Annotated in this window: 23 protein-coding genes; 15 read left to right on the top strand and 8 right to left on the bottom strand. The window is 43.4% G+C overall.

Going from position 1 to position 22347, the window contains the following annotated elements:
- Positions 1–139: 139 nt before the first annotated feature.
- The gene (locus FC51_RS07045) at positions 140–1330 is read right to left on the bottom strand and encodes a D-alanyl-D-alanine carboxypeptidase family protein (protein WP_057910776.1); all 1191 of its coding nucleotides are present in this window, start codon (positions 1328–1330) and stop codon (positions 140–142) included.
- Between the two features lie 109 nt (positions 1331–1439).
- Positions 1440–2105: a GntR family transcriptional regulator gene (locus FC51_RS07040; protein WP_057910775.1), complete on the bottom strand. Its 666-nt coding sequence runs from the start codon at positions 2103–2105 to the stop codon at positions 1440–1442.
- A 170-nt stretch (positions 2106–2275) separates the two neighbouring features.
- Here FC51_RS07040 and uxuA point away from each other — a divergent pair, with 170 nt between their 5' ends.
- On the top strand, positions 2276–3355 hold the full coding sequence (gene uxuA, locus FC51_RS07035; RefSeq protein WP_081037562.1) for a mannonate dehydratase: 1080 nt from the start codon (positions 2276–2278) through the stop codon (positions 3353–3355).
- 92 nt (positions 3356–3447) lie between these two features.
- On the opposite strand, the gene FC51_RS07030 is transcribed toward uxuA, so the two are convergent.
- From FC51_RS07030 to FC51_RS07020, 3 genes are all read right to left on the bottom strand, one after another.
- Positions 3448–4467 (bottom strand): sugar kinase, encoded by a 1020-nt coding sequence (locus tag FC51_RS07030; protein WP_057910773.1) that lies wholly within the window; start codon positions 4465–4467, stop codon positions 3448–3450.
- Positions 4468–4698: 231 nt separating this feature from the next.
- Positions 4699–5496, bottom strand: a complete 798-nt coding sequence (locus FC51_RS07025; RefSeq protein ID WP_057910772.1) for a DUF975 family protein — start codon at positions 5494–5496, stop codon at positions 4699–4701.
- Between the two features lie 73 nt (positions 5497–5569).
- A complete protein-coding gene (locus tag FC51_RS07020) occupies positions 5570–6043 on the bottom strand; it encodes a DUF1836 domain-containing protein (protein ID WP_057910771.1) in 474 nt (157 codons plus the stop codon).
- A 134-nt stretch (positions 6044–6177) separates the two neighbouring features.
- Here FC51_RS07020 and trhA point away from each other — a divergent pair, with 134 nt between their 5' ends.
- The 7 genes from trhA to FC51_RS06985 all read left to right on the top strand — a co-directional run bounded on the left by trhA (position 6178) and on the right by FC51_RS06985 (position 12816).
- Entirely contained in the window at positions 6178–6828 is a 651-nt protein-coding gene (trhA, locus tag FC51_RS07015) for a PAQR family membrane homeostasis protein TrhA (protein WP_057910770.1), read from the top strand.
- Between the two features lie 440 nt (positions 6829–7268).
- Complete coding sequence (gene hisD / locus FC51_RS07010) at positions 7269–8549, top strand: histidinol dehydrogenase (protein WP_057910769.1); 1281 nt, start codon at positions 7269–7271, stop codon at positions 8547–8549.
- Positions 8550–8769: 220 nt separating this feature from the next.
- The gene (locus FC51_RS07005; protein ID WP_057910768.1) at positions 8770–9201 is read left to right on the top strand and encodes a hypothetical protein; all 432 of its coding nucleotides are present in this window, start codon (positions 8770–8772) and stop codon (positions 9199–9201) included.
- A 94-nt stretch (positions 9202–9295) separates the two neighbouring features.
- Positions 9296–9817, top strand: coding sequence for a hypothetical protein (locus tag FC51_RS07000; protein WP_057910767.1), 522 nt, complete (start codon positions 9296–9298; stop codon positions 9815–9817).
- A gap of 318 nt (positions 9818–10135) precedes the next feature.
- Positions 10136–11323 carry an MFS transporter gene (locus FC51_RS06995; protein WP_057910766.1) on the top strand — a complete coding sequence of 396 codons (1188 nt, stop codon included), beginning with the start codon at positions 10136–10138 and terminating at the stop codon, positions 11321–11323.
- 35 nt (positions 11324–11358) lie between these two features.
- Positions 11359–12063: an MIP/aquaporin family protein gene (locus tag FC51_RS06990; protein ID WP_057910765.1), complete on the top strand. Its 705-nt coding sequence runs from the start codon at positions 11359–11361 to the stop codon at positions 12061–12063.
- Positions 12064–12090: 27 nt separating this feature from the next.
- On the top strand, positions 12091–12816 hold the full coding sequence (locus FC51_RS06985; protein ID WP_057910764.1) for a DUF975 family protein: 726 nt from the start codon (positions 12091–12093) through the stop codon (positions 12814–12816).
- Between the two features lie 73 nt (positions 12817–12889).
- Here the strand turns inward: FC51_RS06985 and FC51_RS06980 are convergent, their stop codons facing one another.
- The gene (locus tag FC51_RS06980) at positions 12890–14020 is read right to left on the bottom strand and encodes a trans-sulfuration enzyme family protein (RefSeq protein WP_057911248.1); all 1131 of its coding nucleotides are present in this window, start codon (positions 14018–14020) and stop codon (positions 12890–12892) included.
- Positions 14021–14627: 607 nt separating this feature from the next.
- On the opposite strand from FC51_RS06980, the gene FC51_RS06975 reads away from it, so the two are divergent.
- The 4 genes from FC51_RS06975 to FC51_RS06960 all read left to right on the top strand — a co-directional run bounded on the left by FC51_RS06975 (position 14628) and on the right by FC51_RS06960 (position 18579).
- Positions 14628–15797: an iron-containing alcohol dehydrogenase gene (locus FC51_RS06975; RefSeq protein WP_057910762.1), complete on the top strand. Its 1170-nt coding sequence runs from the start codon at positions 14628–14630 to the stop codon at positions 15795–15797.
- 272 nt (positions 15798–16069) lie between these two features.
- Entirely contained in the window at positions 16070–16576 is a 507-nt protein-coding gene (locus FC51_RS06970; RefSeq protein WP_057910761.1) for a hypothetical protein, read from the top strand.
- Positions 16577–16716: 140 nt separating this feature from the next.
- Positions 16717–17700 carry a dTDP-glucose 4,6-dehydratase gene (gene rfbB, locus FC51_RS06965; protein ID WP_057910760.1) on the top strand — a complete coding sequence of 328 codons (984 nt, stop codon included), beginning with the start codon at positions 16717–16719 and terminating at the stop codon, positions 17698–17700.
- 12 nt (positions 17701–17712) lie between these two features.
- Positions 17713–18579: an NAD(P)-dependent oxidoreductase gene (locus tag FC51_RS06960; protein WP_057910759.1), complete on the top strand. Its 867-nt coding sequence runs from the start codon at positions 17713–17715 to the stop codon at positions 18577–18579.
- A 94-nt stretch (positions 18580–18673) separates the two neighbouring features.
- On the opposite strand, the gene FC51_RS06955 is transcribed toward FC51_RS06960, so the two are convergent.
- Positions 18674–18874, bottom strand: a complete 201-nt coding sequence (locus FC51_RS06955; protein ID WP_057910758.1) for a hypothetical protein — start codon at positions 18872–18874, stop codon at positions 18674–18676.
- Positions 18875–18993: 119 nt separating this feature from the next.
- Between FC51_RS06955 and FC51_RS06950 the strand changes: the two genes are divergently transcribed.
- Entirely contained in the window at positions 18994–19434 is a 441-nt protein-coding gene (locus FC51_RS06950) for a MerR family transcriptional regulator (protein ID WP_057910757.1), read from the top strand.
- 84 nt (positions 19435–19518) lie between these two features.
- On the opposite strand, the gene FC51_RS06945 is transcribed toward FC51_RS06950, so the two are convergent.
- A complete protein-coding gene (locus FC51_RS06945; protein WP_057910756.1) occupies positions 19519–19728 on the bottom strand; it encodes a hypothetical protein in 210 nt (69 codons plus the stop codon).
- A 230-nt stretch (positions 19729–19958) separates the two neighbouring features.
- Here FC51_RS06945 and FC51_RS06940 point away from each other — a divergent pair, with 230 nt between their 5' ends.
- Together FC51_RS06940 and tyrS are read left to right on the top strand one after the other, a co-directional pair.
- A complete protein-coding gene (locus tag FC51_RS06940; RefSeq protein WP_057910755.1) occupies positions 19959–20612 on the top strand; it encodes a snapalysin family zinc-dependent metalloprotease in 654 nt (217 codons plus the stop codon).
- Positions 20613–20915: 303 nt separating this feature from the next.
- Complete coding sequence (tyrS, locus tag FC51_RS06935; RefSeq protein ID WP_057910754.1) at positions 20916–22172, top strand: tyrosine--tRNA ligase; 1257 nt, start codon at positions 20916–20918, stop codon at positions 22170–22172.
- Positions 22173–22347: the final 175 nt, after the last annotated feature.

The following is a 22347-nucleotide window of genomic DNA, read 5'->3' as shown; positions in this document are numbered from 1 at the left end:
TATCGGAATTCTTTCGGGGATCTGTTTTAATGACTGACAAATAATTTCCAACTTTGGCCGGCTAATAGAAAAGACAAAAAACCGGAAGAAAAGTTTTTGCACTTTTCTTCCGGCTTTTGTTGATCAATAAGTGGAATTGTTAAGCTAAATTCTGGTTATAAACATAATTCATTAATGAACGAGTTTCTGTAAATTCATTTTCATCATGCAAAACAACGGTAACGATGCGATCATGACCGGATTTTCGACCGGTTCCAACGAAGCAATAGCCTGCAGGGTCAGTGTAACCCGTCTTCAAGCCATCAACCTTGAGCGATTTTTGATAGTACTTTCGACCAGGTAACAAGTTGTTGTAATTGTGAAGCGTCTGGCCGTCAACCTTCATTGATTTAACAGAGGCATCAGTCAAAATATCGTTATAGTCTACGATGAAGTGACGCGAAATCTGTGCGATGTCACTGGCTGAAACATAATTGGCATTCTTGGAAGCACCAATGCTATAACCATAAGGCTGCAAACTATTTTGTTCCATTCCGGATGCGGAGACAAATGATGAATGCTTTAAATGCCATTCACTGGCTTGATTATTCATCATCCCAATGAATTTTTTGTTGTAGGCAGGTGTCGACCCACCGGCAACCCATTGGCCAAGCGCAATTGCCGCGTTGTTTGATGACTCAATCAGACCGGCTAAGTATAATTGACGGACCGTATAGCTGTTGTGGTTAAATTTGAAACCGCCAAAAACGTTCGATTTACCCAATCGCTTCAGACCGGCATTGCTGGTATTGACCTTGCTTGACCAAGTGCCTTTGCCCTGGGCAATCTTTTGGCGAACCAGATACAACGTCATTAATTTTGATAATGATGCGATCGGGCGAGCCGTATTTGGATTCTTAGTCCAAACGTTGTTATTCGTGTTAACGTCAAGGGCAACCGCTGACTTGGCATACTTTAAGCCAAATGGTGATTTACCGGGCGTGACGTACTTGTTCCAAACAATTCCGGAAACGCTGCCTGAAGCATTCTTAACCTTATAATACAGGGCCTTGGAGCTTCCATGCTTCAGGGTTACTTTAGCAGTTGCGTACCAGGTTGTGTAGGGATACGTCTTTAGATTAGCGACTTTCTTGGTGTGTGACGCATTGTAAATCGCCCCGGCAGATGACTTTTTGTGGTAGGGAGCTTTTTTAATGCTAGTCGTGGCAACCGTTTTGTATGTCGCTGAACTGGCACTAACCGTTGGTGCTTGTGTCGACAAGCTCACTCCAATTGTAAAGACTGCCGCGCAGGCAACGAGTGCCGTACGCAAAAATTGATTAAGTTTCATATACGAATCTCCTCCTCATTACGTTAAAAGTGTAACATTCAACGTCTGCTCACACGCCCTTTTAACAGAACTGTAAAAGAATTGTGCCATCGGAGTAACGCTGTGGAGGCTACTTAATATTCGTGAAATAATTTGGAAACTTATCCAAAACGGACTGTTGTTCGCTCAGCATTAAGTTTAAATGGCTATATACCAATTGTCTGACTTTATCGGCATTGTGGGCCGCAAAGGCCGCAATAATGGCCTTATGTTCATCCGTCAGGCGATCCATTGGTAAATTAGCATCGTATACCCGTAATAAACGGTAACGGTTAAGATCAGTACTAAAGGTTAACAGCCAGTTCCAAATGTTGCCCTTGTCCGCAAACCGATAAATCTGTTCATGAAAGGCGTTATCCATTTGGAAGAAACGTTGAATCTGGTCTCGGCTCGAGGCGGTTGTTTGTTTGGATGTAATGTCAGAAAGCGTCTGAATTTGGTCGTCGGTTAATTGGTCACCAATCGATCCGGCAATGTTTGACTCCAACAATTGTCTGGCATAGCGGGCATCCAACGATTTTTTTAAGTCAATCCGAGTGACATAAGTGCCGCTTTGAGGCAGTGAATACAACATATCATCCCGCCGCAGCCGTAACATGGCTTCGCGGACGGGCGTTCTGCTCACACCGATTTCTTCTTCAAACTGCTTATCAGAAACCTGTTGGCCTGGATAGAGGTCCAAGTTCATTATTTTTGAATAGATTGCGTTATAAGCCTTGTCCTGTAAACTTTCCATGTCATCTCATCTTTCTTTATTTTAAAATACAAATACCAAGAACATGTTACCATATTAATCATTTCCAAGAACATAAAACTTAGTAAAACCGTGAACGACTGGTTTTGACGGTTTGTTCCAAAAATGATGTATTAATGTGGAATTTGAGAAACATGAGGGGACGAAATGCCATGAAGATGGGCTTTAGGTGGTTTGGCGAGGAAGACGATCCGGTTCATTTATCGGAAATTAAGCAGATTCCTGGGGTTTCACAGGCCGTTACCGCATTATACGATGTTGCCGTGGGGGACGTTTGGCCAAAATCAAAAATTTCCCAGTTAAAACAGCAGGTTCAAGCAAGTGGCTTGGGATTTGAGGTTATTGAATCGGTTAATATTCATGATGATATCAAGATTGGCCTACCCACTCGCGATCAGTATATCGAAAATTATAAACAGACCATTCAGAACTTGTCCGAATATGGCATAAAGGTTATTTGTTACAACTTTATGCCCGTTTTTGATTGGCTGCGGACCAATTTGCACTACCAACTCCCGGATGGCACCAATGCGATGGCTTATGAACCGAATCAGTTGCCCGATGATCCTAACGAAATGATTCAAAGCATTCTGAATGGTTCCAAGGGCTTTGAGATGCCGGGCTGGGAGCCGGATCGTTTGGCACGCATTCAACACTTGTTTGACGAGTACCGAAACGTTGACGCCGAAAAGCTGTTGGCTAATTTAAAATATTTCCTTGATGCCATTATGCCGACCTGTGAAAAATATGATGTCAGAATGGCCATGCATCCCGATGACCCACCATTTCCGTTGTTTGGCTTGCCACGGATTTATAAGAGCCGAGACGACATGCTGAAAATCGAGCAGCTCTACGAATCACGCTACAATGGGTTTACGATTTGTACCGGCAGCTTGGGGGAGAATCCTGCTAACGATGTGCCGGCAATTATTCGTGAATTTGTTCAAAAAGACCGGGCACCGTTTATCCATGCCCGAAATATCCGGTTCATGAATGCGGACAAGACCGCATTTCACGAGTCGGCTCATTTGTCGACCGAGGGTTCGCTTGATATGTATGAGATTATGAAGGCACTTGCTGATAATCACTATGATGGCTATATCCGGCCAGATCACGGCCGAAACATTTGGGGTGAAAATGGTCGCCCCGGTTACGGTCTATACGACCGGGCTTTGGGTGTGACTTATCTCAATGGGCTTTGGGAGGCAATTAATAAGGACAACAAAAAATGATGCCGCCTAGCTGAACTGGGCGCAGAAAAACAGCTTCCGGCGTAAAACAAAAATGATCCAAGCATCCAGGTCCAGGATGTTTGGATCATTTTTTATCGACTAATGGTTTGATTATCGTCAATCATGGCTGCTTTAATTTCTCCATCGGAAGAAAGATTGAAATCACCCGGGATTGTCAGCTTCAAAACAGCGGCTGCAATCGCATAATCAAGTTGGTATTGAGGCTTGAAATGATTGAGAATGCCATGGACAATTGCCGCGCCGAACGCATCACCGCCGGCGACTTCCGGTAAAATTGCCACGTTGTAGATGGGGCTTTCATAAAAGCTGTCGCCGGTTAACATCACGCCCATCCACTGACTGCTTTGAACGGAGTGGCTATTTCGCAGAACGCTTGCCACCGTTGAGATATTTGGGTAATGAGCAGTAAGCGTGGACATGGCCTGTTTAAAGGATGCCTTTTGATCAATCGCTTGATGGTTTGTGCTTTTAAATGCCTGAAGGCCAAAAGCCTGCTCAAGATCTTCGTCATGAACCAGGCAGATATCGACAAAGGGGAGAATCTGCCGATTGAACTGTTGTGCTCGGGCCGGCGTCCACAATTTCCCTCTAAAGTTGGCATCGTAAACCACTTTGATGGCGTGATTGCGACAAAATTCAACCGCTGAAAGAAGTGTGGCTTTGAGCTTGTCGGAGAGTGCTGGTGTGATTCCGGAAATATAGAAGTAATCAGTTTCATTTAATAGTTGTTTCCAGGGATAATCTGAATCGTCCGAAGCAGTAAAGGAACTTTCGCCACGATCATAAATGACCTTGCTGGGCCGATTCCCGATTCCTGGTTGGAGAAAATAGATACCCAACCGATTACCACCACGAGAAATTGCCGAGGTGTCAACGCCAAAACTTTTGAGCTTTTGGATAACTGCATTGCCTAATTCATTTTCCGGCAGCTTGCTCACAAAATTTACTGAATCGCCCAGTAAAGCCAGTGATACCGCAACGTTGGCTTCGGCACCCCCATAGTTTGCCTGAAAGGTGTCTGTTTGAATGAGTTTCTTATTATCTGGGACCGTCAGCCGCAGCATGATTTCACCAAAAGTGGTTACCCGCATCACGAAAATCTCCAATCGTTAAAAACTTGTAACTGTATCATACCATATTGTCTGCGTTGTTCGAAACGGTGTTGGAAGGGGTGCAACGGGCGAGCATCCCGCACATTTTTTAACCAAATGTTGGTTTGATAAAATTTTTGCCAATAACAAAATACCGTGACCATTCCAGATCCTGGAATCATCACGGTAATTGTTTAAATTCTGAGGTCAACTAATCTCGATCCCGTTTTCTTATTCTTTTGGGGCATCGTTTGAATGATCATCTGATTGGTCACTCGAATCTTCAGTCGTGGTTGGCTGATTTTCAGAAGCCATAACTGGCGTGTTGTTAATTGTTTGGGCTTCTTGTGTGACTTCTGCTTCGTGTTCATCAACCAATTCACGGTAGTAATTAGCAAAGCTGAGTGCCATGTATGGTTGAACCCAAATTGCAGCGATTCCTAAGGTCACTGTCACTAACAGGCCCCAGCCAATGAAGCTCAACGCCATTACAAAGTATTCCCACTTGTGTCCGTCCATGAGTTTACGACTGCGGGTGATTGCATCCAAGTAGCTGATCTTTTCGCCGCAATCAACGGCATCACGATAAATGAAAAATGATTGCGAATAGGCCATTGCTTTGATGATTCCAGGAACGATCAGGAGAATCATCCACAACATCACGAAAATGAATTCTAAGATGTAAATGACAATGCTGCCTAAGAAATAATCAACATTGTTAAAGATGGTCATTGATTTTTGGAACGGGTGGTCGTAAGTCAATTTTTGGCGCATGGCGTCGACGCAGACAAAGAAGACACCCATGGAGACCAATGCACCAACGTAGATCAGAATGGTCCCCAGCGTTTGTTCGCCAGACCACACCGGCATATTGGCATTTAACTGCGCGTCATAATAGTCTTCTCTAGGTGCCGACATAAAGCCGCCAACCAATTCAAGAATAAATACCGGTAAAAATAGCAAAAAGAAAAATTTGAAATGGGCGTTTAATAAACTTTTCGCGTCCAACTTTAATGCTGCTCGATTCATAATATCAACCCCCATATATTTAGTTACAAATTCATTATAGTGCAACGCTGTGTTTTCATTTAATAAAAAGTCGTTAAGCTTTTTGGCTATTTGTAATCAGATCATCAACGACTAACTTGTAGAGCAGTGAGCGGATTGCCATCGCCTGATACTGTTTAGCTGAAAGGTCATCAATATCGACATCGGTCAGTTCTTGATTAAACAGATCGATAAATTGATCATACGCTTTGTCGGGTGCGTCCAACTTCAAGGCAATTTTCATTGCCTGATCGATGGTATCCAGCGATAAAATCGGTTTGAGCAGGCTCACCACCAGGATTTTTGCCAAGTGAACCCGTGAATACCGTTTCTTGGTTGGGCGATCCACAATTCCTTTTTTGACGTAACTGTTGATCATTGCTTTGGTAATGTCTGTGTGGGTGATCGGTGCCAAGTATTGATTGACCTCATCGATAACCTGGTCCATGTACAAATCCAGGTTGGGAAGGTCAGAAAAATGTGGCATTGTCATGCCGGCTAATTTTTTGGTGAAATTTTCTTTTGCCATTGTCTTGCCCCTTCAATATAAGTACTTGTATTATTACATATGTGAATCAAAAAATAAAGAACGTAGTATTAAAAACTATGTTACGTTGACTTTGAGACTGCATTATCTTATTATGTTGCTAAGGAGGTGTCATGATGAATCAGCAAACATTAAAAATGCGTCACCAGCAGATTATTTACGAGGTCTTAAATGCCGTGACCCATGGGGTGTCGTTTTTGGTTGCCATTTGGTTTTCAATCTTACTGCTAACTAAAGCGGTCCATAACGGCCTTTCGGGGATTGCGATTACCAGCCTGGTGATTTACAGTCTGTCGGTTCTTTCACTGTATCTGGCATCAACGCTGCTGCACTGCTTTGTCTTTACGCGCGCCAAGCGGATTTTCCAAATTCTGGATCATAGCAATATTTTTATTTTAATCGCCGGGACGTACACGCCGTACTGCATTATTTTTGTGCATAACTGGGCAGGTAACGTGATGCTGGCCAGCGTTTGGACATTAGCAATTGCAGGAATTGTCAGCCACGTTGTCTTTCACGGCCGATTTCAAAAGACCGAAACGACGATTTATGTCGTAATGGGGTGGCTTTGCATGTTTTTAGGCAAGCAACTTTACGCTAATTTGAGCACCAGTGGCTTTTGGCTGTTGGTGGCCGGTGGCGTGACCTTCACAGTCGGTGCGTTGATCTATAGTATTCCGAGGATTCCGGGGATGCATTTAATCTGGCACTTTTTCGTTATGGGTGGGACTTTGACCATGTTTTTGTCGATCTACTTTAATATTTAATTCACTTTATTTTTAAAAAGGCTTGACTTAATTATTGATGGTGGTAAATTACAAGTATCAACAAATTAAAAAATAATAATAAACATGAAGTTACGATTAGAAAAGTAACCGTTTGGTTCACATAAAGAGAACTCCGTCGGTGAGAAGGAGTGGTGGCAAGCGGCGAACACACATCTATGAACTGGGTAATTGAACCAAGTAGGTTATCCCGCTAGCAAGCGTTACCACGGCTACTGCAACTGTTCTCCACATTTGTGGACGACGAGTTGCGAGCAGCGTAAGGTCGTTTTCGTAAGGGAACGGCAAACGTGAGGTGGAACCGCGAACGATCGTCCTCAGATATTGCTTAGGCAATGTCTGGGGATTTTTTTATTGCTGTTCATAGGTGTCAGCTAATCAAGATGAAGTGTTTTAGTCAACGGAAATGGAGTGTAGATCATATGCAAATTATTGAAGATTCTTTGGACCAATTATTAAAACAAGTCGCTATCAGAACGAACGCCGTCGCCAATCGGGAAGCCGTTGAAAAATCTGTCCGTGAGATTATTGCCAACGTGATTAAGGATGGGGATCAAGCAGTCAAAGCCTATGAAAAGAAGTTTGACAACGTTGACCTCGATAACTTGAAAGTCTCTCAAGCAGAAATTGATGACGCTTATGCGCAAACCGATCAAAAAGTCATTGATGCCCTTAATCTGGCCAAGGAAAACATCGTGTCATTTCACAAAATGGAAGTTGAAGACAGCTTCATCGATGCGAAGAAAAAAGGCGTCATTCGCGGCGAAAAAATTGCGCCGTTAGCAGCAGTGGGGTTGTATGTTCCAGGCGGCACCGCTGCTTATCCTTCCTCAATTTTGATGAATGTGATTCCAGCCAAGATTGCTGGCGTTCCACGGATCGTGATGGTGACGCCACCACAAAAGGACGGTTTGAACAAAGCAGTCCTCGCAGCAGCCAAAATTGCCGGCGTTGACGAGATTTATATGGTTGGTGGCGCCCAAGCAATTGCCAGCTTAGCGTACGGGACAGAAACGATTCCCCGCGTCGATAAAATTACCGGTCCTGGTAATGTCTTCGTTGCGACAGCCAAAAAACAAGTATTCGGACAAGTCGATATCGACATGATCGCCGGCCCATCCGAAATTGGTGTGATTGCAGGATCCCAAGCAGTTCCAAGCCAAGTAGCCGCTGATTTGCTTTCTCAAGCTGAACATGACAAGCTTGCCCGACCAATCCTCGTGACGGACGACCGGAAATTGGCCGAGGATGTCAGCAAGGAAATGGATCGGCAAGTCGCGTTATTACCGAGAAAGGAAATTGCCAAGGCAGCAATGGATAATGAAGGCTTCATTGCGGTTGTCGACGATATTGATGATGCTTTTACGTTAATGAACGCCGTGGCACCAGAACATTTAGAGGTCCAATTGCCCGACGCCATTGAATATCTGAATCAAATTCAAAATGCCGGTTCGGTCTTCTTAGGATTTTCAGCATCCGAACCGCTTGGCGACTATCTTGCTGGCCCCAATCACATTCTGCCAACAGGTGGCACGGCACGCTTCTTCTCACCGCTTGGCGTACAGGATTTTGTCAAACGAACCCAATTTGTTTCATATACCCGATCCGCTTTGCGTGAAGAAAAGGATGCCATTACCACGTTGGCAAGAGTTGAAGGACTAGAAGCTCACGCCCGGGCAATCGAAAGTCGGTTTGATGACTAGCGGATTGTTTGTCTTAATGCCGTAATACAGTTTACAAAACCAGTTAAATATTGGTGATTCAGATAATGCTGTTACTTAAAAGTCGGCGTGGATCACTATTGTAAAGCCTTGGCAGTCTCAATATGTCAAAGGCTTTTTTTGTAAAGTAATTGTAGTCTGATAGAAAAATAACGTGGGGGTAATCAATGATATACTTTTAGTCATACAGGGAGGCAAAAACATGAAAAAGATGAGACTGTTCATTCTCGCATTAGTCGTAATTTTTGGCGTCCAATTAACAGCTCTTCCAGCACAGGCGCATGCAAGTTCGGCAACAACTCCAAAGGCGCTTCGTGGGACTTGGTTTGAGTACCGTGGCAGCGGCAAGTTTAACGTTATCAAGATTACGCCGCACCGCGTTTCGTATAATGGTAGAAGTTATACCCCTTCAAAGAAAGCCGACCGCAAACTTCAGGTTAACAAATGGGGCTCATGGTACCTCTTTAATAAGAGTAAATCGCCTTCTAAGGACTTGGGACAATATAAGACCACTAAGAAGCTGATCAACGGATCGTATAAAAAGGTTTTGGTTAAATACCATGGAATCGGGACTTACCACGTTTTCCCGAGTCACAAATACGAACACCGATATTCATATAAGGTACTTGATTAGTGGAGCTTCTTGAATCAGTTTGTTAGGATAAGATTGCCTGATCATTTATAATAAAGACAGATATTCAACTTACTGACTAAAAAGGAGGTTCCCCATGAAAAAATTATTAATGACTGCCTGTTTGTTAGTTGTGCTGCCGGTAAGTTTATTTGGCTGTTCCACAAATTCTAACAGCGACAAATCCAGTTCCAGCAGTACTCAAAACACTGCTCAGTCCAGTTCATCGACGGCCAGCAGTGCCTCTGCCTCTGACGCTTCATCCAGCTCGTCTAAGGTGACCACGGTGACGGGTCGAAAGGCGGTTAAAGTCCGTTACGAAAATTTGAAGTTTACGACAACTCTTGATCATGAGTATCAAGAAGAACACCTTTATCGTTACGTCCCGGGAACCGTCACTTCGAATCAAATCTTCCACTGGGATGGGTTGAACGTTTCGACCAACACGAAAGTACATGTCGATAAAAAGGCGATCGCAACGTTCAAAGATCACGATGATAACGAGTACGACCACGAGGATTTTTACCGAATCAAATTCGATAATGGAAAATCTTCCAAACAATATTGGGTCAATGACGACGTTCTTCAAAACGATCATGAGACCGATTACGATGATTAGTTCAAAGGGCTTGCATTTTCTGGTTGTTGGTTGTATTCTATTGACAATCAAAAAAGGAGGTGATGCTTTTTGACTTCAGGAATATCTCTTAAAGCATCAGCTGTGGAGAACGAATTAAAATAGTTGATGTATTTAAGAAAGGGCCCGCGAAATAAAACTCGCGGGTCTTTTTGTGTGCACTGGTACTTGGCAATGTTACATCGGGGTTAAATCGTCAATTAATTCAATTAAACACCGAATACTTATAGAAATATTGATTCAAAACCTGTAATATGAAACAGTCTGCATTTTATAAAACATAAAGGGGATGAGAAATCAATGAAAACATTCAAGTTTCAAAGCTTTGTCTTAGTTCTTATTGCATTTATCTTGGGATTCAGTGAATTCCTAATTGTCGGAATCTTGGATGATCTTGGGACACAATTTAACGTGCCGGTGGCCACAGTCGGCTACCTTGTCACAATTTTTGCGATGGTTTATGCGGTTAGCACACCGTTAATTACCATTATGATTGGGAAATACAATTTGTTTTGGGATCTGATGGTAATGATGGCCATCTTTACATTCGGAAACATACTCAGCTTTGTCGCTACCAACTTTGTCTTCTTGGCAATTTCACGGGTTGTCACGGCGATGGTTGCCGGCGTTTCAATCTCACTGGGCCTGACATTTGCTGGCTACATTGCCCCAATGTCAAAACGGGGTTGGTTGCTTTCGTGGGTTTTCTCAGGCTTCTCCATCGCCTCGGTGGTCGGCGTTCCCCTTGGTACCTGGATTTCAACTCAGTTTGGTTGGCGGATTTCGTTCTTAACGGTTATTGTTATATCGATCATGACAATGGGGTTGGTCTTCTTCAGCCTGCCACGTGATTTCAAACAAAAAGAAAGCACGATTTCGGGTCAATTAGCATTACTCAAAGATCACAAAATCCAAGTGGGAATGTTACTGCCAATGTTTAATTTGGCGGCCATTTACGTCTTCTACACGTACTTACGTCCCATTATCACCAATCAACTTCATTTTTCAGTTCAGATGTTAACGATCTTACTCGGCGTATTTGGAATTTCCAACATTATCGGTAATCGAGTTAGTGGACTCATTAGCGAAGGACCCGGACTGCGGGCAATGCCGTTTGTTTACATTTCACAACTGATCCTGATGGCCTTAATGCCCTTGGTATTTCATTACAGTTGGCTGGGAGCTGTTCTGCTATTTCTAGTTATTTTCACCATGCCACTCATCAATTCTCCAATTCAATTATTTTTCCTGTCGATTGCTGAAAAGAAATATCCACAGTCAATCGTTCTGGCATCATCACTTAACTCGATTTTTTCAAATTTTGGAATTGCACTGGGATCGGCAACTGGTGGGATCATCGTGAGTCACTTGAGCCTAAACGGCGTAGGGCCTGGTGGGGCCGTTTATGCTTTGGTTTCACTGGGATTGGTACTTTGGTTAAACCACATGACCCAGAAAGGGCTTTCATCTGATCAAAATTCTTTGTAGAATGTGATTGAATACAAAAAAATGTGGGTGAGAATATGAATGGATTTATTGGCGAATTATTTGGAACGTATGTCTTAATTGTGTTGGGGACTGGCGCCTGTGCCGGCACTAACCTGAATCGGACGTATGCAAAGGGCTCCGACTGGACGTTTGTCAGTCTGGCTTGGGGTCTGGCCGTTACAATGGGTGTCTACGTTGCGTCATCATTGGGGTCGTTGGGGCATCTGAATCCGGCGGTGACCATTCCCTACGCTATCTTTGGCCTATTTCCGTGGGGCCAAGTGTTGCCGTATCTTTTGGGCCAATTTATCGGTGCCTTTCTGGGGGCCGCCACGATCATGATGATTTTTTATCCGCACTTTAAAACAACCAACCCGGAAAACGGCAACACCGTCGGGATTTTTGCGACGAGGCCGGCAATTAAGGCACCACTTTCAAATTTTCTCTCGGAAGTTGTAGCCACCTTTATCTTTATATTTGCACTATTAAATCTGGGCAACTTTACCCAGGGATTGAAACCGTTGGTGGTTGGCCTATTAATTATGGTCGTTGGCCTAGGCGTTGGAACCACGACCGGATTTGCCTTAAACCCGGCTCGTGATTGGGGCCCCCGGTTTGCTTATACCATCATTCCTGTGCCAAACAAAGGCGGCGGCGAGTGGGATTACGCCTGGGTTCCGATGTTTGGTCCATTAGTTGGTGGAATTCTTGCGGCTGCTGTTCAAGTTATGTTTAAATAGACATTATTAATTCATTTGGAGGCAGCTATGGATCGCGTTGGACTTAAATTAGAAGCAAAACGAATTGTTTCAAGCCATTTTCCATTTTTTATTTTGTTGTTTTTACCGGTTATCATTATTCAGATTGGATATGCCGCGGCCTATACGATGAACCCGCTGGATCCAAATGAGATCATGACCGAAGCCAATCAAATTGCGGCTGGGACTGCTCGCTTGGGCAGCAATGAACTCATGAATGTCTATTTGTTGTCGACGATTATTTCAATTATTACGGGGCTCTTATTGTCCGGAATGATGTTTGTCTGCATCGACATCATTCGCAACAAAACCAAATTCGACCAGCCGGTTACTAAATCATTTACTATTTTAAATAACGGACAATATTTCATGGGCGCGATTGTGATCGGAATTTTGACAACCGTGTTGACCCTTCTTTGGTCGATTTTATTGATTGTTCCAGGCATCATTAAGGGATTTGCCTATTCGCAGGCGCTCAATATTTATCGTGATTCCGTTGATGCCGGCAAACCGATTGGGTATCTGGAAGCCATTACTCGAAGCCGGCAGTTGATGGCTGGACACAAAATGGATTACTTCGTGATGCAACTCAGCTTTATTGGCTGGTACATCTTAAATTCCTTTACGTATGGCATCTTGCTCATATGGCTGCAGCCTTATTTCCAATTGTCATTTGCCAACTTCTACGTCAAAATTTCTCAACAGCAAACATTGAATGAACGTGCACCAAAATAGGGCCGAGACAAAACGAATCGTTTTGCTCAGCCCCTTTTTAGATTGACAGTATCTAGTATTTTGCGTAATCAGACTAATCTCCCAATGCCTGTGTCAAATCATTAACCAAGTCCTTGGGATTTTCGAGCCCGGTTGATAATCGGAGTAGCTCGTCGGTGATCCCTAATTTTAAGCGGGCTTCTTTTGACATGTCACTGTGGGTTTGAAGTGACGGAATGGTCAACAAACTTTCAATTCCGCCCAGACTTTCGGCAAAGGAAATAATTTTAAGATGCTTGAAGAGTCTGTCGACTTGCTTCATGTCCTTTAAATAAAAACTGATCATGCCGCCAACGCCAGGGTAGAGGACTTTTTCAACTTGAGGCAGTTTAGCCAAACACGCTGCGACATATTTAGCGTTGCTGGTGTGTCGCGCCATTCTAACCGATAAAGTTTTCAGACTTCGTAACAGTAGCCAGGAATCAAACGGATCCAGCGTGACGCCAGTCGTGTTAAAGTTAAATTCCAATGTGTCTGCAATTTCTTTTGATTTGGCGATCACACAGCCGGCTAACATATCATTGTGGCCTGAAAGGTACTTGGTGGCGCTGTGAACCACAATATCGGCACCTTCACGCAGTGGTTGTTGGTAAACGGGCGTCAAAAACGTGTTGTCCACACAAACAAGGATGTTGGGGTTGGCACGATGGGCAATATCGCTGACTTTTTGAATATCGATAATTTTCATGGTGGGGTTGGAAGGGGTCTCCAGCCAGACGCATTTGGTGTTGGCACTCACCAATTTAGTTAGTTCATCGTAATCTTGACCGTTCCACTTACTAAATTTAATACCATAGTGCTCGGCCAAATAATCGAAGTAACGAAACGATCCACCGTAAAGATCGTCTGACGTCACGATTTCATCGCCAGAGTTAAAAAGCGAGAACACCAATTGAATCGCTGCCATTCCTGAACTGACCGCAAAGGCATTGGCGCCGCCTTCAAGTTCTGCCAGCATTTTTTGTAGAACACTGCGAGTTGGCGTCGAAAGCCGTGAATAAGAATATTGTTGATGGGGATCAAACGTCTCGGCATCCTCCAAGTCCCGGTGGCGGAAGTTGGAAGTTAGGTAAATCGGAGTTGAAACCGAGTGGTACTGGTCATTGTTGTCGCGGTTTCCAGCCTGTGCAAGTAACGTATCAATGTCAAATTGTTTCTGTGTCATTATCAATCTCTCCTTTAAAAAATGTATTAAAAAAACCTTCATCCCAGATAATGTCTTTCAACATCATCCAGGGTGAAGGTTTTGTGCACGTTACCACCTGTCTTCACTGAAATCTCACAATTTCAGCCTCAATAAGTACGCCACACCAAAATGTGGGATACTCGGCAAAGTAACGCTTGCTGACGTCGAATTGGCCAACTGACCGCATCGGAGTTCAGAGATCATCTTCATGTTTTATGCCTGGCTTTGTTTCACCAAATCAAAGCTCTCTTTGGCAGGCCAAAAAAAACACTACTCTTCTCATCAACACTTAAGTAAATTAAAATTTATTTTATTGTAGAATAATTTTCAGGAAAAATCAATGACGTATCGGACAAATATGGTTTAAAAATTCACAATCTTGGCTGTTTCGTGTATTGATTCATCTGGCGTTTGATCACTGATGTAAATGAAACTCTAGTAAAAACCTTTTGTTTACAAGGAATTAGCCACCGTTTTAGTAAAACGTATTTTATCGAAATAGTTGTTGCCCCTATTTACATATTTTTCACAAGGTGTTAGGATGAAAGCGGTTAGAAAATTATTTACTTCGTAGGAGGAAGAACTCATGAAAGAAAATTTCGATTTTTTAATGCCAAGTGTTAACTTCTTTGGTAAAGGGGTTATTAAGAAGATTGGTGATCGTGCCAAGATGCTCAATATGAAGAAGCCTTTGATTGTGACTGACAAGTTCCTTCGGGGGATGGATAACGGCCCAGTTGCCCAAACCCTTGCATCACTGGATGAAGCAGGTGTGCCTTACGCAATCTATGATGGCGTTGAACCCAATCCAAAAATTCGAAATATTGAAGCTTCCAAAAAAGTTTATTTAGAGAACGACTGTGACAGTATTATTACGGTTGGTGGCGGTTCATCACATGATGCCGGAAAAGGAACCGGAATTATTTTAACAAACGGCGATGATATTACGAAGTTAGCCGGCATCGAAACATTGGAAAACCCACTGCCACCACTGATGGCCGTTAACACCACTGCCGGAACGGCATCAGAATTGACCCGTCACTGTGTGATTACCAATGAAAAGACGAAATTAAAGTTTGTGGTTGTATCATGGCGAAACGTTCCGTTGGTTTCGTTTAATGACCCAATGCTGGAATTAGATGTTCCCGCAGGATTGACTGCTGCTACTGGAATGGACACGTTTGTTCAGTCGATCGAACCATATGTTTCAACCAACCGCAATGAAATTACGGATGGTCAATGTATTGAAGCAATCAAATTGTGTGAAGAAAGTTTGAGAGAAGCAGTTGCCAATGGTCATAACCTGGAAGCTCGAACCAAGATGGTTGAGGCTGAAATGTTAGGTGGAATGGCCTTTAACAATGCCGATTTAGGATACGTTCACGCAATGGCTCACCAATTGGGTGGTCAATACGACGCACCGCATGGTGTCTGCTGTGCAATGCTGTTGCCAATTGTTGAGGAATATAACTTGGTTGCCTGCCCAGAACGATTTGCTGAATTAGCAAAGGCAATGGGTGAAAATACCGATGGTTTGTCCACCAGAGACGCAGCTGAATTGGCAATCAAAGCAATGCGCCAGATGGCTGATGATGTCCACATTCCACGTAGTATCAAGGCAATTGGTGCCAAGCCGGAAGACTTTGAATTAATGGCAGAAAATGCTTTGAAGGACGGAAATGCTTTCTCGAATCCTCGTAAGGGAACAAAAGAAGAATTAGTTCAGTTGTTCCAAAAGGCATATGACATGAAGTAGACTGCTGATCAAGTTGAAGCAGATCTTTTAGTTCGATCATATGAAATCACCAAACCGGCGACTGAGTCAAAAGTGCACGCTTTTAACTCAGTCGCCGGTTTTTTGTTGCGATCAATCCAAATGAAGCGGTCAATTCGGTCGCCGATAAATCTGCTAAAAATCTTCACACTTTCTTCACAACTTCAATCGGATATTAAGATAAAATTATGGTGTAGATAAGATAACGACAAATTGAGGGATGAATGACTAATTAACACGGGAGGGTGCATACAATGACAAAATCAGTTTTCACCGATACGGCAATGCTTCTGCTAATTCCATTGACGATGGTGGGAATTTCTGCCAGCATTCACACCCATAATGCTGACATTTCAACCACGCAGTCGGCTCAGGCCAACAAAATCGGCAAAAATATTGATATTGAATACACAGCTGATTCCAATGCCGGCAAAGGGGCAATTCGGCCGCTATATTTCCAGGCCTCAAAGGTATTTAGCATCAAGTATCGGACGGTCAATTTTAAAACGGTTCTGGATGAAGATTATCGTGAAGAAAAATTATACCGGTATGTGCCGGGAAGCAAGAAAAAGAATCGCACGTACAGCTGGAAAAAGATTAAAGCTCAGACCGGCAAACGGGTATACGTGGATAAAAAGGCGAAGGCCTACTATCGTGACGATGACGGCGAGCGTGAAAGTGAAGACTTTTACAGAATTCGGGTCTCGGCAAGTCATAAAGCGACAAAATATTGGGTGAATGAAGACGCAATTGATGATTAAGAATCCAAATAAGGCTGGAAAATCGGGGTATCAAAACGATTTTCCAGCCTTATTTAAGTTGTCTTTTGCGATATTGTCGTATCATCAGTTGCCAAATATTGTAAAATGAGTCTAACAAGGGTTTCAAAAGGAGGTCCAGCTTGAATATTTTAGTTACGGGTGGTGCCGGGTTTATTGGTGCTAACTTTATTCACTATCTGCTGAAGCAAGACCGAAGCGATCATGTGATCAACTTTGATGCATTAACCTACGCTGGGAATTTGAATAATCTTGACGATATCAAAGCAGATCCCCACTATCAATTTGTCGAAGGGGACATTGCCGATCGCAGTGCTGTGGAAGCGGTCTTTGACGGTTTTAACATTAATGCGGTTGTGAATTTTGCTGCAGAGTCTCACGTGGATCGTTCCATCTTAAATCCAGCGGCGTTTATCCACAGCAATTTTGATGGGGTCGGCGTCTTGTTGGCTGCCGCTAAAAAATTCAACGTCGATAAGTTCGTCCAGATTTCAACCGATGAAGTTTATGGCAGCTCTTTGCCACACCAGCAATTTAGCGAATCGGCCCCGTTGAATCCAAGCTCACCTTATTCGGCGACAAAAGCCAGCGCTGATCTTTTGGCACTGTCGTACTTTAAGACATACAATTTAAATGTGTCGATTACCCGTTCCGCAAATAATTACGGACCGTATCAGTTTCCTGAGAAATTAATTCCGCTGATGGTCACACACGGCCTCCAAGAAGAATCCTTACCAATTTATGGAAACGGCCAAAATAGTCGCGATTGGCTGCACGTCCAAGACAATTGTGCGGCAATTGCGGCCGTTTTGAAAAGGGGCCGGGCCGGCGAGGTGTACAATATTGCTGCGCATCAATACAAAACAAACAACGAAATCGTTGAAGGCATTATTCGACAATTGCAGTTACCGGAATCACGGATTGAATATGTCCGTGACCGTCCAGCCAATGACCAATTATATTCAATTAATGATGACAAAATTCGAAATGAGTTGGGGTGGCGACCGCGGATTGAATTTGATGTCGGGATGAATGAAACAATTGCCTGGTACGTCGATCATGAAACGTGGTGGCGGCCGTTGTTGCGGCAAGTTAAAAATCGATAATGGGGTGAGAGCATGAAAATTGGATTTATTGGGACTGGTGTCATGGGCACTGGGATGATCAGGAATTTGTTGAAGGCCGGCTTTGAAGTGGTCGTTTATAATCGGACCAAGGATCACGCGGCCGACGCCTTAAAGGCGGGCGCTGCCTGGCGGGATACACCGGCTGAAGTAACGAAAACCACCGATGCGGTCATCACAATCGTTGGCTTTCCCAAGGATGTTGAAGAAGTCTACTTTGGCCAAAATGGTATTTTTGAAACCGCTCATCGGGGCCAACTGTTAATTGATATGACGACCAGTTCACCAAAGTTGGCGCAAAAAATTGCGGCAGCCGGGTCACCGAATGGAATTAGTGTTCTTGATGCCCCCGTTTCCGGAGGCGATGTCGGTGCCCAAAAGGGAACCTTGACGATTATGGTCGGCGGAACCGCTGAAGCATTTGACCGTGCATCGGCGATATTGCAGGCAATGGGCACATCGATTAAACGATTTGGGGATGCTGGTCAGGGACAAAACGCCAAGATGGCGAACCAAATTATGGTTGCAGGGACGATGACCGGGATGATTGAATCACTGGTTTATGCAAAAAAGGCCGGCTTGGATTTAACACAGATGATTGAAACAATTAATGGTGGGGCTGCGGCCAACTGGAGCATGACCAACTATGGGCCAAGAATTCTGGGGAATGATTTTAAGCCGGGCTTTGCGGCTAAGCATTTCTTAAAGGACCTTCGAATCGCACTGGATACTGCTGATGAAATGGGCATTGAGCTCCCAGCTACGACTGTTGCCCGTGATTTGTACCAGAAGATGGTCGACCAGATGAAGTTGGGCGATCTTGGCACCCAAGGGTTGATGAAAGTTTATGAACGCCAATAAAAAATAAGCCTAAGACATTTAAATGGTTCATGTCTCACGCTCATACGGTAAGTCTTGGTTTAATTCCAGGCTCAAAGTGTGTTGAGCCCGCCAGTTATTTTTGCCGCTTTTCTTTTCGTCTTTGAGTTGCGACAACCAAATTGATAACGACTGAAACCATCAAAAAGATGCCGGCAAGAATCACCAAGCCGATTTTAACGTCATCGGCCAACGATGCCTTTTGAATAAAGAGCCCAAGGGCAATCGATATGATTAGTGATACATCTGCAACAATTAATTTTGGAGAAAAACTCATTTCATTCACACCTTTCAAAAAGCATTATAACAAATGATTTTGAAAATCACCGGAATATTTTGAATCCCGTTTGGCCGAACTGATATAATTAACTGTAGAAATCAAAAAGGGTGGCAACAATGGCAGAAGAAAATAATAACGATGCCTTCATCGACACAGACAAATTAATATTTGGGATTGGCCAGGTCCAACAAATCACCGGCGTTTCTGGGCGTCAGCTTCGCTACTGGGAGGAGCAGGGTTACATTCACTCTCTCAGTCAGAAGAAAGGGGCTGCCAGAGAATATTCAATGCATACCTTATTTTTTATTTTCCACGTATCCCGGTTTTTGGAGCAGGGATTTACCCTGCAGGCAGCCGTTGATAAAGCGAAACAACTTGATCAGCAGCTGCCGGTGTTGCGTCAATTTTTAAAATCGCAGCTTCAGGGGGTTTCCAGTGACGCGGATAAAAGCCTGATTGATTTTGGCTATCTCGACGAGTCGCATACAAAGCGCGTTTATGGTGTGATTGAAGACGGCAAAACGGCGTTTAAGATTGAAGAAGTTCATGATGAGTAATCTGCACAAATATTTTTAAGAAATGAATAAAAGGTTGAGACATCTTTGCTCATAGATGTCTCAACCTTTTTTGCGTCATTTAGATTAGTCTTGTTCGTTATCAAACTTCTTATATAAGCCAATAATTGTTTTATCGGTCAACTCAACGGGTTTGCCATCCAAAGTGACCTCAACGATTTTGTAGTAATCTTCCAAATCGGGAACTTCCAGACGTTGGTTAGCCAGAAAATCAGCGGCCGATTGGTACTCGATTGATTCAGTTGCGCCGCCATTTTCGTAAGTAATTTTTAACATGGTGTCACTTTCCTTCTATATAATGATTTTGTTTACGACTTAATTCTAATGGCTCCATTTTAAAATACAACTAACTGCATTGTGAATTTAGTGTGAAGAATTGATGACTTTTTTGAGACTTTAAATTTGGCCGCTTATTTCTGTCATGATATATTATGAGTGAGGGGATGGCTGTCGTAACATCCTACAACTAAATATTTTGAACACGACGTTTAATTAGGGGGAATTGAATGTTTAAGTTTAAGCATGTTTTTGTTCTTGTGTTAACCACGTTGATTTTTGTCATCGGATTAGCCGCAGCTTTTGGCCAATCCAGTTCCGCACAGACGATTAAATTTACCAGTGAGATGCACACCAGCAAGAACCTGACTTACAACGGAACAATCAAGTACTATGTTAAATCCGACGCTAAAAAATACACACCTGAAATAACCTACGCAACCAAAAAATGGAACAACGCGCTCGGTAAGAAAGTTTTCCAACGGACCAATTCAATCAGCCGTTCCCGATTAGTATTTACCGGAACAAATAAGCTTGGGGCAAGTTATGCTGGGGTAGCAGAAATAAATAGCGGCGTTATTGCACTCAATACGTCATGGATGAGCCGATACAATCAGCAAAAGCGGCGTGCGGTTGTGATCCACGAGCTGGGTCATACTTTTGGCACCAAAGACCTGTACGAATATCCAAACGCGTCTTTACGCAGTTTGTTCAAAGCTCAAACCATCATGGGTGGTAATTACGCCACGAGTATTAAGCCGTTTGACAAGAAGCTCGCAAAGTGGTCGTTAAAGAAAACCAGAAGTATGTCTCAAACAGAGTTTCGTCACTACCGTTCTAACACTGGGCTTTACTATCAACAAATGCTCAATGGCCGCCTGTAATTTCTTTAGAATCCATTGACAACCGATTGTTCAGACACTATGATTAACTTATTGTTTCATGGACGTTGAGACAGTCCGGTAGTTGGTCAACGTGAGAATTCAGAAACTCAGCGGGAATGTGAGCTGAGCGCTTGGCCAACGAACATACAGCTGTTGAGTCTTAATAATGTTAGACGGATCATCCCGTTACCGATGAATCGAGAGGTTGTCGACATATCGGCAACAACTTGGGTGGTAACGCGGAAAAACTTCGTCCCTGGCAATTTAATTGTTAGGGACTTTTTTATTAGGAGGAAATTATTGATGAATATTTTGGATGAGTTGAAGTGGCGAGGTGCCATCAACCAGGAAACTGATCATGAAGGGTTAACCGACTTGGTCAACAAACAATCAGCTGGGATTTACGTTGGGATTGATCCAACTGGCGACAGTATGCACATTGGTCATTTAATTCCGTTTATGATTCTTAAGCGGTTCCAGTTGGCTGGGCACCACCCAGTGATTGTGATTGGTGGTGGAACTGGCTCAATTGGTGATCCAAGCGGTAAGAAGTCGGAGCGGGTCCTGCAGTCAATGGATAAGGTTCGCAGTAATGAACGCAAATTGACGGCACAGATGGAAAAACTGTTTGGACAGGACGGAAAGTTTGAAATCGTTAATAACTACACGTGGCTTTCCAAATTATCGCTGTTGGATTTTCTTCGTGACTACGGTAAGTTGTTTAATATCAATACCATGTTGAACAAGGAAATTGTTGCCAGCCGATTGGAAGTTGGAATTTCGTTTACGGAATTTACTTACCAGATTCTTCAGGCAATTGATTTTCTCCATTTGTACAGACATAATGACGTTCAGATTCAGCTTGGCGGCGCTGATCAATGGGGAAATATCACCTCGGGAATTGATCTCATCCACAAGATGGAAGGACAGGAAGCCAAGGTCTTTGGACTGACGATTCCGCTACTGCTAAAGGCGGATGGTACAAAGTTTGGTAAATCAGAAGGCGGCAATGTTTGGCTGGATCCGGAAAAGACGACCCCTTATGAATTTTACCAATTCTGGATTAACCAAGATGACCATGACGTTGTCAAATACCTGAAGTACTTTACTTTTCTTGATAAAGATGAAATCGATGAGCTGGCGGAAAAAGTGGCTACTCACCCAGAGAAGCGTGAGGCACAACGTAAGCTGGCTGAAGAACTGACTGAATTTGTCCACGGCAAGCAAGCAGTCAAGCAGGCAGAACACATTTCCGAAGCGTTATTCTCCGGGGACGTTGCAGAACTAACGACCAATGAAATCGAACAGGGATTTAAGAATATGCCGTCAGTGGATGTTTCATCAGATCCGTTAAACATTGTTGAATGGCTGGCCGATGTGACTAAGATTGAAAAGTCCCGTCGCCAAGCAAGAGAAGACATTACCAATGGCGCAATTCGGATTAACGGAGAGCGAATTGAAGATGTGAACTTTGAGATTAATCCAGCGAATAAGTTTGACGGCAAATTTGTCATCGTTCGCCGGGGTAAGAAGAAGTACTTTTTAGCAAGAGTTAAATAGAACTTGAGGCAGGCCGATCGAAGGTCTGTCTTTTTTTGTTGACAATGATTCAAAAAGCCGGTATATTATTCAGTGCGGCTTTCGTAGGAATCACTTTTTCAATCAATGATATTTTAAAAAAAGTCGTTGACACAGATTGTGTGTCATGATAATATTAAATAGTTGTCAAAAGCGA

Origin of the sequence: Lentilactobacillus parabuchneri DSM 5707 = NBRC 107865, assembly GCF_001435315.1 — a bacterium.
Classification (GTDB): domain Bacteria; phylum Bacillota; class Bacilli; order Lactobacillales; family Lactobacillaceae; genus Lentilactobacillus; species Lentilactobacillus parabuchneri.
The sequence above is the reverse complement of the archived record's forward strand: the minus strand, read 5'-3'. Positions and strand labels throughout refer to the sequence as shown.

What these genes read in the sequence shown, in the direction of transcription:
- FC51_RS07045 (WP_057910776.1), bottom strand. Translation starts at nt 1,330, where the DNA reads ATGAAACTTAATCAATTTTTGCGTACGGCACTCGTTGCCTGCGCGGCA.
- FC51_RS06945 (WP_057910756.1), bottom strand. Translation starts at nt 19,728, where the DNA reads ATGTTAAAAATTACTTACGAAAATGGCGGCGCAACTGAATCAATCGAG.
- tyrS (WP_057910754.1), top strand. Translation starts at nt 20,916, where the DNA reads ATGAATATTTTGGATGAGTTGAAGTGGCGAGGTGCCATCAACCAGGAA.
- FC51_RS06990 (WP_057910765.1), top strand. Translation starts at nt 11,359, where the DNA reads ATGAATGGATTTATTGGCGAATTATTTGGAACGTATGTCTTAATTGTG.
- FC51_RS07025 (WP_057910772.1), bottom strand. Translation starts at nt 5,496, where the DNA reads ATGAATCGAGCAGCATTAAAGTTGGACGCGAAAAGTTTATTAAACGCC.
- FC51_RS06955 (WP_057910758.1), bottom strand. Translation starts at nt 18,874, where the DNA reads ATGAGTTTTTCTCCAAAATTAATTGTTGCAGATGTATCACTAATCATA.
- FC51_RS06980 (WP_057911248.1), bottom strand. Translation starts at nt 14,020, where the DNA reads ATGACACAGAAACAATTTGACATTGATACGTTACTTGCACAGGCTGGA.
- FC51_RS06995 (WP_057910766.1), top strand. Translation starts at nt 10,136, where the DNA reads ATGAAAACATTCAAGTTTCAAAGCTTTGTCTTAGTTCTTATTGCATTT.
- FC51_RS07020 (WP_057910771.1), bottom strand. Translation starts at nt 6,043, where the DNA reads ATGGCAAAAGAAAATTTCACCAAAAAATTAGCCGGCATGACAATGCCA.
- FC51_RS06960 (WP_057910759.1), top strand. Translation starts at nt 17,713, where the DNA reads ATGAAAATTGGATTTATTGGGACTGGTGTCATGGGCACTGGGATGATC.
- FC51_RS06940 (WP_057910755.1), top strand. Translation starts at nt 19,959, where the DNA reads ATGTTTAAGTTTAAGCATGTTTTTGTTCTTGTGTTAACCACGTTGATT.
- FC51_RS06985 (WP_057910764.1), top strand. Translation starts at nt 12,091, where the DNA reads ATGGATCGCGTTGGACTTAAATTAGAAGCAAAACGAATTGTTTCAAGC.
- FC51_RS07000 (WP_057910767.1), top strand. Translation starts at nt 9,296, where the DNA reads ATGAAAAAATTATTAATGACTGCCTGTTTGTTAGTTGTGCTGCCGGTA.
- FC51_RS07030 (WP_057910773.1), bottom strand. Translation starts at nt 4,467, where the DNA reads ATGCGGGTAACCACTTTTGGTGAAATCATGCTGCGGCTGACGGTCCCA.
- FC51_RS06950 (WP_057910757.1), top strand. Translation starts at nt 18,994, where the DNA reads ATGGCAGAAGAAAATAATAACGATGCCTTCATCGACACAGACAAATTA.
- uxuA (WP_081037562.1), top strand. Translation starts at nt 2,276, where the DNA reads ATGAAGATGGGCTTTAGGTGGTTTGGCGAGGAAGACGATCCGGTTCAT.
- hisD (WP_057910769.1), top strand. Translation starts at nt 7,269, where the DNA reads ATGCAAATTATTGAAGATTCTTTGGACCAATTATTAAAACAAGTCGCT.
- FC51_RS07005 (WP_057910768.1), top strand. Translation starts at nt 8,770, where the DNA reads ATGAAAAAGATGAGACTGTTCATTCTCGCATTAGTCGTAATTTTTGGC.
- trhA (WP_057910770.1), top strand. Translation starts at nt 6,178, where the DNA reads ATGAATCAGCAAACATTAAAAATGCGTCACCAGCAGATTATTTACGAG.
- FC51_RS06975 (WP_057910762.1), top strand. Translation starts at nt 14,628, where the DNA reads ATGAAAGAAAATTTCGATTTTTTAATGCCAAGTGTTAACTTCTTTGGT.
- FC51_RS07040 (WP_057910775.1), bottom strand. Translation starts at nt 2,105, where the DNA reads ATGGAAAGTTTACAGGACAAGGCTTATAACGCAATCTATTCAAAAATA.
- FC51_RS06970 (WP_057910761.1), top strand. Translation starts at nt 16,070, where the DNA reads ATGACAAAATCAGTTTTCACCGATACGGCAATGCTTCTGCTAATTCCA.